This window comes from Paenibacillus protaetiae, from assembly GCF_004135365.1.
GTDB lineage: Bacteria > Bacillota > Bacilli > Paenibacillales > Paenibacillaceae > Paenibacillus_AP > Paenibacillus_AP protaetiae.
In genome coordinates this window covers 926,874-938,945 of the sequence record NZ_CP035492.1, presented here as the reverse complement: position 1 = coordinate 938,945, position 12,072 = coordinate 926,874, and the positions used below count along the sequence as shown (strand labels likewise).

Sequence of the window (12,072 nt, the reverse complement as noted above, 5' to 3'; positions counted from 1 at the left end):
TCCTGTCGCAGCCGGTCATTTTCCTTTATGAATAAACCAAGCCGTCCAGCAAGCAGCGTCAGGAGTATTCCCGCGCATCCCCCATGCCTAGCGCCATCCTGAACGTTTTATTGACGTTCATCCCCCTGACCCCTATTCGATTTCAGGTCATCCGAGCAGTATTGTTACGGTTTTATCATCGGCCGCACGCTTTTACTAAATAATCAGCTTCCAAAAAAACAAGGCGGGGAATCCGCCTTTGGTTTAACCTCTATTATAACGTATTATAACGCGCCTTCCCCGCTTCCCGCTACATAGCCGCATTAAGCAAACTGCTCGATAATTGCCTTCCTTTGCTGGATGACGGTTTGCTGCTGGGAGACGCAGGCTTCAACCTGGCGGGTTAACGCCTGATTGAGTGCAACTGCCTGCGACAGCTGGTCGTCCACTTCACCGATCGACGATTTGATTTTATCCTGAATGATCCAGTCTACAATAAATCCGTCAAAAAAATAATCCGCAAACTGGGCGCGATCGCTTAAGTTTACTTCAATGTCTGTCGTGCGTTTCAAATCGCTGAGCTCCGACCGAAGTTCCTTCAGCAGATACTGCGCTTCATATACGGAATCCTGCGCTTCGTCGATTCTGGAATGCTTCATGGCAGTGCTGAGGAACCCTCCGCCGAGCATATCGTAGGTGCCCCAGTTTTTGGCTGACTCCAGCTTGTCGCCGGCTTGGCTTAACGCACCAACGAGGCGAGTGCATACGTTATTCGCTTCACGCAGTTCCTTTTCTTCCGATCTTAGCAAGCGCAGCTGCTCGTCAAGCTCGCCAAGCTTATTCGACTCTTCCGATGTGCCGCCGCGAATAAACTGCTCCTTTTGCTGTAACAGTGCATGATAAGCCGCCTCCGCGCCAACCGATTCGGCCATTGCGGATAAAATATCAGCCTGCTGCTTTTCCAGATCGGCTACCGTCTTTTTTGCATTTTGCAGCTTTAATGCAGCGGCAGCCGCCTCCTCCTGCTCGGTTGCAAGGCGTTCCTCCTTGTTGCGGAGCAGCGTATGGACCAGATTGCTCCAGGATAAACCAAGCAGCTTATGCACATCCTCTTCTTCCTGCTGCAGCGCTTCCGACAGCTCGGCGACTTTCCGGTTTTCATCGAACAGCCTTTGCCGGATTTGCTGTGATTTACGCTCCAGCTGATTATGCGTCGCCAGAAGGTCGCGCAGCCGTTCCAGTTCATTGTTCCAGGACTCTACCGTTTCATTAGCCATATGCAATCCCTCCCATTCCTTTATTTACCTTAACATACGTATTTTCGTATATATAGACTTGCAAAATCAAATTTAGTTGCATGTTGCAGGAGCCGCATGATACCATCGGTTTATAAGTCATTTGGACCTTATACGAATACGTTACGAGCAGGAGAATTTATCTTCTGCTCGTTTTTCCGCTTGTGAACGCATAAACGACAGGAGAGGAAGAACTACGATGACTGACCGTGTGCGAGGACGGTTTGCGCCAACGCCGTCCGGAGAAATGCATATCGGCAATGCGTGGACAGCGCTGCTTGCATGGCTGCAAATCCGCCGCGCGGGCGGCACCTTTATATTGCGGATGGAAGATATCGACAAACCGAGGTCCCGCCCCCATTTAGCCGCACAGGCGCTGGACGACCTGCGCTGGCTAGGGCTGGATTGGGATGAAGGACCGGATATAGGCGGCCCTAGTTCCCCTTACACACAAAGCGAACGGCTGCCCTATTATGAAGAAGCGCTTCATACACTGGAGCAGAACGGGCTGCTGTATCCTTGCTTTTGCAGCCGGGCCGAACTGCTTGCTGTAGCAAGCGCTCCGCATGGCCTATCGTCGGAAGGTCCTGCCTATGCCGGCACATGCAGACATTTGTCGGACGAAGAGCGACGGCAAAAAGCGTTAAGCAAAACGCCTTCCCTTCGGTTTCGCATGCCGGACGAGCCGGTAACGGTAGACGACGGCATCGCCGGGCTGCAGCATTTCCCGGCAGGCGCAGGCGGCGATTTTGTTGTCAAACGGGCGGACGGCATTATCAGCTACCAGCTTGCCGTTGTCGTAGATGATGCGTTAATGGGCATTACCGACGTCCTTCGCGGGTACGATCTAATGGACTCCACCCCGCGCCAGCTTATGCTTTACCGGGCGCTTGGCTATACCGCCCCACGCTTTGCGCATGTCCCCTTATTTATGGGAACAGACGGCAAGCGGCTGGCTAAACGGCACGGCGACTTGTCCATCGCAGCGCTTCATGCGAAGGGGATTCCGCCGGAACGGATTACAGGCTGGCTTGCCGCACTGGCCGGTTTGGCGGAGCCTGGCGAAAGCATTGCGGCTTCGCAGCTGATCGAGCGGTTTGAGCTGGGGGCGCTCCCCAAGGAGCCGATCGTCATTACAGAAGAGAAGATGAAATCATTGCTTGGATAAACTGGGGGATCGCAGAATGAAACTTCAACATGCCGTTAAACTTCGAGAGCAAGGGAACAAAGAAGAAGCCAAGCAATTATTAATGGTATTAAATACAGAGCAGCCCGGCCAAGCGCATATTTTATACCAGCTGGCTTGGACATGCGACACCCTTGGCCAGGAAAGCGAAGCAGTCCCGTACTATGAGCAGGCCATTCGGCTTGGGCTGCCTCAGGAAGATGAAATCGGCGCTATGCTAGGACTTGGCAGCACCTACCGGACGCTTGGGCAATACGAGCAGTCTGCCAGCATGTTTCGCCAAGCGGTTTCCAAATATCCGGAGCGCCGCGAATTTCGGATTTTTTATGCCATGACCTTATACAATCTGGGCCAGCATGCCAAAGCAATGGAGCTGCTGCTGGTTGAACTGTCTGAAACAAGTTCGGATCCCGGCATTCGGGAATATCGGCGGGCAATTGCTTTTTACGCAGACAAGCTGGATCAAATTTGGAACGATTAAGAGGATGAGAACGATGGAGCCATCAACGATTATTAAAACAGAACGGCTTATTTTAAAAATGATTGACGAATCATACGCCGGGCGGGTGCTTGATTTTTTGCAGCGCAACAGCAGCAATTTGCAGCAATGGGAGCCGCTTCGTGCAGATGAATATTACACAGTGGAATTTCAGCAGGATCTGATACGGACAAGCATGTCAAAAATACAGTCAGGCGAGTTGTTTCGCGTATGGCTGTTCCGCAAAGAGGATGAAGCGGAGCAGACGATTATCGGCTGCATTACACTGGAGCAGATTGAGCGAGGTTGTTTTTTGTCCTGCAGGCTAGGGTATAAGCTGGATGTGGAAGAACGGAATAAAGGCTACATGACCGAAGCGCTGCAAGTGGTCATTCGTTATGCTTTTGACGGGATGGACCTGCACCGGATTGAAGCAACCATTATGCCGGCCAATATGCCTTCCCTGCGTGTCGTCCAAAAGCTTGGCTTTCACCATGAAGGCGTATCCCGCAACTATTTGAAAATAAACGGACAATGGGAGGACCATACCCGCTGGGCGCTGCTAAACGAGCGAATGGAACGGTAACCCGCCCCCCCCTCCCGGAACATCAGCCGCATATGACTGGAAACGCCGCACCGGATTGCAACGGTGCAGCTAATTCCGGAAGATGGGGCTTTTTGGCTTACCCGCATAAAAAGGCAAAATTGATCATCGCAATCCTTTGATCTATCCCCTGTCTAATCCTCATGCTGCGTTCCGGCCGCTTCGAGTACGGTTCGGTACACAAGCCGGCCTATTCCGTCTCCAAGCGTGGTCGCTGTTCCGGCATAAGCATGTATGGCCCCGTGCTTGCCGCTGCCGCTCACACCGATGACAAGGGCATCGGTTGTCGTTCCGGTCGCCAGCTTCCCGTTGCTTTCATCCCGAATGCCCAAATCGCGAAGCGCGGCGCTTTTGGCTTCCGTTGCCGTCATCACCGCATTAATGATCGCGGCATCGGTCAACTGCCCGTCAATCAATAAGACCGTATTGATCGTTCCCGGCGTGTAAGCGGAAAAGGTGTGCCGGTCACTGCCTGCACAAGCTGCGTTGCGCGTGCCGGCTGTCGTGCAGCACACGGCGGCGAACCGGTCTCCCGCCATCTCCTCAATGGATGCGTGGGTGAGCTTGGCCGCCGTCAGCAAGCCGACGGTCCGGTCGGGAGCGATGCCCCAGCCTAACAGCTGTCCGGCCGTTTCGGACGCCGGATCGCCGCCGCTATATGTAAGCGGCACTTTCCAATTGACGATGCGGTCCGCTTCGGCAAATCCGCCGAGATGTACCGCATTGCTTAAGGTGCGCATCATCACCGGGCATTCCGCTGCAATCCGGTCGGGCCAAAACCGGAATACGGCTCCTTCCCACACTTGCGAGTTCCATATAACGCCTTTCCGAAACGGCTGACTCATTCCTTCGCCTCTTTTCCCGTTCAATCGCTCCTATCGCCGGCGATTTGCTGCATCGCCAGCTTAAACGCGGCAAGCAGACGCTCATTATCAGGGCGCTGTTTGACCGCCACGCGCACATACCGGCTGTCCAGCCCTTCAAACCTCGAAGCATCGCGGATTAAGACGCCTTGTTTCCCCATTGCTTGCTGCAGGGAAGCAGCCGTCAATCCTTTCCAGTCCGGCAGGCGCACCAGCAAATAGTTAGCGGCACCCGGATATACCGAGGCGCCAAGCCCGCGCAATCGGCTTTCCAGCCATGGCCGCTCCTGCTGCAGCCACCGGATCGAACGCTGTGCGAACGTTTCGTCGTCTAATACCGCTTCACCGATCCGCTGGGCAAGCGAATTGACGCTCCACGGAATTTGCAGCTGCTGCAGCTGCGCAATACGTTCAGGATGGCCAGCGATATAGCCTAACCGAATGCCCGGTATGGCATAAAATTTGGTCATCGAACGGATAACCAGCAAATTCAGCCGTTTCTCCGCTTCGCGAATTAAGGTGTGCGACGTCTCGTCCGGCAAAAAATCAATAAACGCCTCGTCCACGACGACGGTTTTGCCTTGCTCGGCTAAAGCTAACAGCAGCTCCGGCCGGACCAGCCGTCCTGTCGGATTATTGGGACTGCCGATTATATATAAGTCCGCTTCCGCAAGCTCGCGGGAGTCCGATATAGCCGCCTCGTCCAGCGCGAATCCGTTCTCCGGCTTCAACAGCACAGGAATAATCCCGCTTCCGTGCTTCCGCAATGCATCTCCGTATTCGCCAAAAGACGGTATCGCAATTCCCGCTTTCGCCGGCTTAATCGCACGAACAACAAGGTCTATCAGCTCGGCCGCTCCGTTGCCGGCCAGAATCGATTCGGCGCGGATGCCGTGTTTGGCGGCAAGCTTCGCGCGCAGACGGCGAACCGCAGGGTCCGGATAATGCATGATCCGGTCCGCATAACGAAGCAGCTCCTCCCGCACGGCAGGCGGCGGGCCAAGCGGGTTCATATTGGAGCTGAAATCAAGAAACTGCTCCTCCGGCAGCCCATACGCCGAGGAAGCAGTCAATAAGTCGCCGCCATGTCCGTATTTTTCCAGCATCACTCATTCCCCTCTTCCCCTTGTCAAAAGGCAGCATAATAAACCGCAGCCAGCAAGACGGCTTCCACCAGTTCATTTAATGCGCCGTATGTATCGCCGGTCAAGCCGCCCAGCCTGCGGGTGAGCCACCTGGCTCCCGCATATCCGGCAGCTGCGGACAAGCAGACTGCGCCGGCCGTCAGCGCCGCCGTTTCCGCCCAGGACCATTGCGCCGCAGCGCATATAACCGCCGTCATGGCGGCTGCTCCGAGCCCTCCGCCGATGACATGGCGCGGGCGTACCGCATGAAACAGCGCCCCCATGCCTTCCCCTTGCCTCGCATTGGGGAAACCGGCAATCGCCGCCGACATCCACCAGCGGCTCCAGACCGGCACTGCAGCCAGCAAGGCAAGCCTGCCGAACGTTAAACCTTCATCCCCCTGCGCATATTCCGCCAGCAGCGAAAATTTGAACAGCAGAAGCAGGACGGCGGCTATAACCCCCATCGCCCCCACCCGGCTGTCTTTCATAATTTCCAGCATTTTTTCCCGGGAACGGTGGCTGAGTACCCCATCGGCCGTATCCATCCAGCCGTCCAAATGCAGCCCGCCGCTCAGCGCAATCCATACGGCAAGCGCCAGCACAGCGGCCGGCCAGGCTGGCAGCAGCAGCGCAAGCAGGCTAAACGCCGCAGCGGTCACCGCGCCGATGGCCAGTCCTGCCAGCGGGAAATAGATGACGCTCCGGGCAAGCGTTTGCGCTTCAAAAGGCACCGTAATCGGTATCGGAAACCGCGTCAGAAACTGCATGGCCGCTACGCCGGCTTGTACATGCCCTTTTATTTTTATAGTCCAAGTGCCCATCCGATCAACGCCCCTGCCCATACCAATATACTTGTTGCATACAATAACCGGATCGCCCCTTTAATATCGTCCGGCTGCAGTTCACGTCGCTTCCAGCCCATACGCGCCCTCTCGCTTGCAACGCCAAAATAATAGTTGACGCCGCCAAGCTCGACACCCATCGCACCGGCAGCCGCCGACTCCGGAATGCCGCTGTTTGGGCTGGGATGGCGCCGCGCAAAAATCGCTGCCGCCTTCACCGCGTTAACCGCAGACAAACGCGGCAGCACCAGGGCGGCCAAGCTCATCAATAAACCGGCAATCCGTGCCGGGATGTAATTAAGCGCATCATCGGTCCGGGCCGAGCACCAGCCAAAATGAATATATTGTTCATTGCGGTAACCAACCATCGAGTCCAGTGTATTGGCAGCCCTGTACAGCATCGCAAGCGGCGCACCGCCAAGCAGGGCAAATACGACAGGCGATACAAAAGCGTCAACCGTATTTTCCGCAATCGTTTCCACTGCAGCCCGCGCCGTATCGGCAGGGGTCAATTGATCCGTATCGCGGCTTACGATGTAACCCGCATACTTACGCGCTTCATCCAGCCGCCCTTCCACAAGCGGTCGGTATACATGCATGCCGGCGTCTTTCAGCCCTTTGACCGCGATGGTCGTCGAAATAAACCATACGCTTACCGCGTATCCAAGCCATGGATGGATCCAGTCAGCCGCCGCTGCAATCACCTGCATGACGCCCCAGGAGACTGCCAGCGTAACAAGCGCCAGCACGATGCCGGCAGCTTTCGCCTGCTTGGGAGACTGCCTCCCGGTGAGCAGTTTGCGCTCCAGGATGCGAATAAGCCGGCCTATCCATATGACCGGATGAGTTGGCCATTTTGGATCGCCAATGATCCAGTCAATTGCGATCGCAGCCGCTGTCATGAGCAGCATTTCATGAAATGAATACAACATTACAAGTTCTCCCATTGAAAAGCGATTGCTTTCAGCTCGACGGGAATTCCCGCCGTGACCAGAAATACCCGTTCGCATTGCCTCGCCATCAGCTGATTCAGCCTGCCGGCTTCATCGCGGAATTTGCGGCCCAGCGGATAGGCAGGCACCACTCCGTCTCCCACTTCATTCGTGACGAACAGCAGAGGGTAAGGACAAGCGGCCGCAGCCGCAGCCAGCTTCTCATATTGCTCGGCAAGAACAGACTCCGGCAGCTGTTCTTCCTCCAGCTTCATCAGCCAGTTGGAAAGCCACAGCGTCAAGCAATCCACCAGCACGACAGGCGGTTTAGCTTCCGGTGCGGGACTTGATTCCGCATTTCGTTCCGCAGCCGGCTCCCCCCGCAGTCCCGGTTCCAGTTCCAGTTCCTTATCCAGCTCTGCCCCCGGCTCCAGCCGCGGATCATCGGCAGCATGCTCCGCGCCCACACGCGCAATCGCGTCCGCCAGCTCCAGCGGCTCTTCCATCGTATGCCACTCGAAACCCGACGTTTCCCTGCCGCTCCGATGCAGCGCAACGCGCTCTTCCATCTCCTCATCCCAAATACGCGAGGTTGCCATATAAATGCCGCGGCTGCCGATCCGGCGCGCGTATTGTTCCGCGAAAGCGCTTTTGCCGCTGCGCGCGCCGCCTGTAATGAGTACGGCCATCGCTTTACTCCCGCGATATGCCGGCGCCGTCAAAGGTCGCCATTTCGCGCATCAGCTTGATCGCAGCGTCGATGATCGGGAAGCATAACACAGCGCCGGTTCCTTCTCCAAGCCGCATATCCATATGAATGACCGGCGTCAAACCCATCAGCTCCAGCAGCTTGGCATGTCCTTGTTCCTGCGACAAATGCGAAGCGATCATATAGGGATACACCCTCTCCGTCATCCGCATGGCGGCAAGAGCGGCAGCAGACGAGATATAGCCGTCAATGACAGCCGGGCAGCCGTTGGCCGCCGCACCGATAATGACGCCGGCAAGTCCGGCAATTTCCAGTCCGCCTAGTTTGGACAGAACATCGTAAGGATCGCCCGCATCCGGGGCGTTGACTTCAATCGCCCGTTTCACTACGCCGACCTTTGTCCGCCAGCTTTGCTCGTTAATGCCGGTTCCTCTGCCAACGGATTGCTCGGGAGCGAGTCCAGCCAATACCGATACAATTGCCGCGCTTGGCGTCGTGTTGCCGATCCCCATCTCGCCCGTTGCAAACAGCCTGTAACCTTGCGCGTACAGCTCATCCACAAGGTTGATGCCGGCTGCCAGCGCCTGCATCAGCTCATCGCGCTCCATCGCCGGGCCTTTGGCGATATTTCCGGTTCCATACCGGACTTTCCTGGTGATTAACGCCGGATGCTCCAAGTCGCTTTTCACCCCGATATCGACGCAAAAAACGTCCGCGCCGGAATGGCGGGACAGTACATTAACCGCTGCGCCCCCGCTTAAAAAATTAAAGACCATCTGACCGGTCACTTCCTGCGGAAAAGCGCTGACGCCTTCTTCGCATACCCCATGGTCCGCCGCCATCACAATAACAGCTTTACGTGACAAATCCGGCCACAGCTCGCCGGTTATTCCGGCAGCTTGGCGGGCAATCCGTTCCAGCTTGCCAAGGCTTCCCGGCGGCTTCGTCAAATGGTCCGAGTGGCGGTCCGCTTGCTCGGCAGCCTGCTCGTTAAACGGACGGATTCGCATGATCGCCGCATCCACAATCGCTTTATATTCGTTAGGCATGTTATTCGTCTCCCCTTGTCCCAAACTTTTCATTGATGTAAGCCGCACCCGCTGCCGCTTCATTGCCCCGCGGAATCCGGCACGAGTAAAATTTGCGGGCTGCCGTCTTGCGGATGGTCAACTACGGCTGCTTTCGTCTCATAGACCTCTTCAATCAGCTTCGCCGTCACAATATCGGCCGGTTTGCCAAATGCGGCCGCACGTCCCTTATGGAGCACCAGCAGCTCGTCGCAATAAAGCGACGCCAGATTCAAATCATGCAGTACCGCAATGGCAGTCCGGCCGCGTTCACGCTGCCAGTTTTTCACCATGTCCAACATTTGGATCTGATACCCGATATCCAGATGGGTGGTCGGCTCGTCCAGCAGCATAATATCCGTTTCCTGGGCGATCACTTTGGCGAAAGCCGCCCGCTGCCGCTCCCCGCCGCTCAGCTGATCCAGCTTGCGGTGCTGAAGCGAAGCAAGCCCCATTGACGCGATGGCTTTATCGATAATCGGGCCCGCGTCTGTCCGTTCGTCGCCAAGCCAGTTCTGATACGGGAACCGGCCCATCTCAACCGCTTCCCGAACCGTAAAGCCGGCAGGCGGCAATCCGGACTGCTGCAGGACGGCCATTTGCTTCGCCAGCTGCCTGCGGGGGATGCGTTGGACGAGCTCTCCGTTAAACAGCAGCCGGCCGGACGTTGGGCTGTCAACACCGGACAACAACCCGAGCAGTGTAGACTTTCCGACCCCGTTCGGGCCGATAATACCATACAAACGGCCGGTCCGGAAGGTAAAAGAGAGCCCGTCCAGCACCTGGCGCGCCCCCACCGTCTTGCCGACCTGTACCGCTTCGAATAAAACCATTACGCTTTCCCCTCCTTTTTGCTGCGGTGCAGCAAATAGGCAAAAAACGGCGCGCCGATCAGCGCCGTCACCACGCCAAGCGGAATTTCCCTTGGGCTAAGCGCCATGCGGGCGAGCGTATCGGCCCACAGGACAAAGATGCCGCCTCCTATAGCAGACAGCGGGACGATAAGCCGGTAGTCGGGTCCGGCCATCAGCCGGATCAAATGCGGCACCACAAGGCCGACAAAGCCGATGACGCCGGCAACCGATACAGCCGCCGCCGTCAGCAGCGTGGAAGCCAGCATGACGATCAGCTTGGTGCGCTCTACCGCCACGCCCATATGCGCCGCATGCTTTTCGCCAAACACGAGCTGGTTGAGCGGCTGGCTGAAAACGAGCAATACAGGCAGCCCCAAAGCCAGAAAAGGCAGCAGCATATACACATGCTCCCAGCTTCGCATCGCTAACGACCCCATCAGCCAGAACATGATCTGATTGACGACGCCCTGCGACAGCGACACCATGAATGAGACGAATGCTCCAAGGAACGCTTGCATGATGACGCCGGACAAAATAATCGTCTCCAGGTGCATGCCGCCGCCGTTCCCGCTGCGGGAGAGCCATAATACGCCAAGCAGCGTAAGCACGCCTGTTACGAATGCAACGGCCGGAACCGTCCAGATGCCAACCGCCATCTGCAGCCCGAACAAAATAAGGAACGCAGCGCCTACCGAGCTGCCGGAAGCAACGCCTAGCGTATACGGATCGGCAAGCGGATTGCGCAGCACGCCCTGCATCCCTGCTCCGGCAAGCGACAGGCACGCGCCTACAAGCACCGCAAGCAGCACCCGCAGCAAGCGCACCTGCGTAACAATCGCGATGTCGCCTTTGCCCCAGTGGTTTTCCGCCGGGCTCATGCCCGGAAGCTGGTGGAGCAATATGCCCCATACGTCCTCTATCGATAGTCCCGCCGAACCGATAGATAAGCTAATGACGATGGAAACAGCAAGAAGGAGCATGCCTGCTCCTCCATACATCGTTAATTTGGTTTTGACCATTTAAGAAAACAGCTCCGGATGGATCGCCTTCGCCAGCTCCAGCAGGCCGTCCGCCAGCCGCGGACCTACACGGACGAGCGGGTCATCCGATACTTCCACGATCCGGTTGTTTTTGACCGCGTCGATGGCATCCCAGCCGGCGCGTTTTTTAATGCCTTCCAGAATCGGATTTGGATTTGCGTCTTGCAGCGCAGGATATACGATTACGGCCGGATTTTCCTGAATGATTTTTTCGGCGTCGACTTCAAACCAGCCGGACTGGTCCCCCGCCGTATTTTGACCGCCTGCAATGGTTAGCAGCTCGTCCAAAAATTCGCCTTTGCCTACCGTATAACCTTCCGAAAATTCCAAATACGTTTTGACCGGGGCTGCGCCTTTCACTTTATCCGCAACCTGCTGCTTCACCTCTTGCATATGCTTCGCAATTTGATCCGCTTCGGCTTGTTTATTCATAATTTGGCCAATGACTTTAATTTTGTCGATCACAGCGTCGTATGTCTTCGGGTCCGACGCGTACACCGTCAAGCCAAGATCACGCAGCTTTTGCACTGCGTCCGTATTCATCGTCGAAGAGGCCAGCACGAGGTCCGGATTTAAAGCGGCTACCGCTTCAATGTTCGTTGTCATATCGCCGATTTTCGGCTTGTCTGCCGCTTCCGGCGGATAGTTGCTGTAGGCGTCTACGCCGGCAACCTCGTCGCCCGAACCGATGGCATATACAATTTCGGTTTCGCTTGGCAGCAAGGTAACGACCCTTTGCGGCGCCGCGTCAAAAGTCAGCTCGGTGCCGGTAGCATCTTTTACTGTTAACGGGTACGCCGTTTGCGCCGGATCGCTTGATGGCTGCGCAGAAGCGTTTGATTCCGCCGTCGGCGAAGCCGAAGCTTCCCCGGCTGCGGCGCCGTTATTGCTGTTGTGATTTCCGCCGCATGCCGAAAGCACGAGCAGCATCGCAATGAGCAGCAGAACTGCCGACTGCTTCAGCCAGCCCCTTTGTTTCTGTTTCATTATGTTTCTTCCTCTCCCTTTAGTTCAATGTATAAAATAAAAACGGCATTGCCGGCAAAAGTGCCGGAAATGCCGTTTAAACGCTTGCCTGAACATACAGGCGGGCTGA

General features: G+C 56.2%; 13 protein-coding genes. 3 read left to right on the top strand and 10 right to left on the bottom strand.

The window, feature by feature from the left end:
* Nucleotides 1-302 precede the first annotated feature (302 nt).
* Nucleotides 303-1,256 carry a hypothetical protein gene (locus ET464_RS04145; protein ID WP_129438500.1) on the bottom strand — a complete coding sequence of 318 codons (954 nt, stop codon included), beginning with the start codon at nucleotides 1,254-1,256 and terminating at the stop codon, nucleotides 303-305.
* Nucleotides 1,257-1,473: 217 nt separating this feature from the next.
* Here ET464_RS04145 and gluQRS point away from each other — a divergent pair, with 217 nt between their 5' ends.
* From gluQRS to ET464_RS04130, 3 genes are read left to right on the top strand one after another with little or no spacing between them, the layout of a single operon-like run.
* Nucleotides 1,474-2,442, top strand: a complete 969-nt coding sequence (gene gluQRS / locus ET464_RS04140) for a tRNA glutamyl-Q(34) synthetase GluQRS (protein ID WP_129438499.1) — start codon at nucleotides 1,474-1,476, stop codon at nucleotides 2,440-2,442.
* A gap of 16 nt (nucleotides 2,443-2,458) precedes the next feature.
* On the top strand, nucleotides 2,459-2,941 hold the full coding sequence (locus tag ET464_RS04135; protein WP_129438497.1) for a tetratricopeptide repeat protein: 483 nt from the start codon (nucleotides 2,459-2,461) through the stop codon (nucleotides 2,939-2,941).
* Nucleotides 2,942-2,954: 13 nt separating this feature from the next.
* Nucleotides 2,955-3,524 (top strand): GNAT family N-acetyltransferase, encoded by a 570-nt coding sequence (locus tag ET464_RS04130; RefSeq protein ID WP_129438495.1) that lies wholly within the window; start codon nucleotides 2,955-2,957, stop codon nucleotides 3,522-3,524.
* 152 nt (nucleotides 3,525-3,676) lie between these two features.
* On the opposite strand, the gene ET464_RS04125 is transcribed toward ET464_RS04130, so the two are convergent.
* The 9 genes from ET464_RS04125 to ET464_RS04085 are packed head-to-tail and all read right to left on the bottom strand — an operon-like array spanning nucleotide 3,677 to nucleotide 11,963.
* Nucleotides 3,677-4,387 carry an adenosylcobinamide amidohydrolase gene (locus tag ET464_RS04125; RefSeq protein ID WP_129438493.1) on the bottom strand — a complete coding sequence of 237 codons (711 nt, stop codon included), beginning with the start codon at nucleotides 4,385-4,387 and terminating at the stop codon, nucleotides 3,677-3,679.
* A gap of 20 nt (nucleotides 4,388-4,407) precedes the next feature.
* Nucleotides 4,408-5,511, bottom strand: a complete 1,104-nt coding sequence (gene cobD / locus ET464_RS04120) for a threonine-phosphate decarboxylase CobD (RefSeq protein WP_129444059.1) — start codon at nucleotides 5,509-5,511, stop codon at nucleotides 4,408-4,410.
* Nucleotides 5,512-5,534: 23 nt separating this feature from the next.
* The gene (gene cobS, locus ET464_RS04115; RefSeq protein WP_129438491.1) at nucleotides 5,535-6,353 is read right to left on the bottom strand and encodes an adenosylcobinamide-GDP ribazoletransferase; all 819 of its coding nucleotides are present in this window, start codon (nucleotides 6,351-6,353) and stop codon (nucleotides 5,535-5,537) included.
* Nucleotides 6,335-7,306 (bottom strand): adenosylcobinamide-phosphate synthase CbiB, encoded by a 972-nt coding sequence (gene cbiB / locus ET464_RS04110; RefSeq protein ID WP_244226650.1) that lies wholly within the window; start codon nucleotides 7,304-7,306, stop codon nucleotides 6,335-6,337. Before cbiB ends, cobS begins: the two co-directional genes overlap by 19 nt.
* Complete coding sequence (locus tag ET464_RS04105) at nucleotides 7,306-7,995, bottom strand: bifunctional adenosylcobinamide kinase/adenosylcobinamide-phosphate guanylyltransferase (RefSeq protein WP_129438489.1); 690 nt, start codon at nucleotides 7,993-7,995, stop codon at nucleotides 7,306-7,308. The genes cbiB and ET464_RS04105 overlap by 1 nt, the downstream gene beginning before the upstream one ends.
* A 4-nt stretch (nucleotides 7,996-7,999) precedes the next feature.
* A complete protein-coding gene (cobT, locus tag ET464_RS04100; RefSeq protein WP_208543890.1) occupies nucleotides 8,000-9,064 on the bottom strand; it encodes a nicotinate-nucleotide--dimethylbenzimidazole phosphoribosyltransferase in 1,065 nt (354 codons plus the stop codon).
* Between the two features lie 59 nt (nucleotides 9,065-9,123).
* Complete coding sequence (locus ET464_RS04095) at nucleotides 9,124-9,915, bottom strand: ABC transporter ATP-binding protein (RefSeq protein ID WP_129438487.1); 792 nt, start codon at nucleotides 9,913-9,915, stop codon at nucleotides 9,124-9,126.
* On the bottom strand, nucleotides 9,915-10,955 hold the full coding sequence (locus ET464_RS04090; RefSeq protein ID WP_244226649.1) for a FecCD family ABC transporter permease: 1,041 nt from the start codon (nucleotides 10,953-10,955) through the stop codon (nucleotides 9,915-9,917). Before ET464_RS04090 ends, ET464_RS04095 begins: the two co-directional genes overlap by 1 nt.
* A complete protein-coding gene (locus ET464_RS04085) occupies nucleotides 10,956-11,963 on the bottom strand; it encodes an ABC transporter substrate-binding protein (RefSeq protein ID WP_129438485.1) in 1,008 nt (335 codons plus the stop codon).
* Nucleotides 11,964-12,072: the final 109 nt, after the last annotated feature.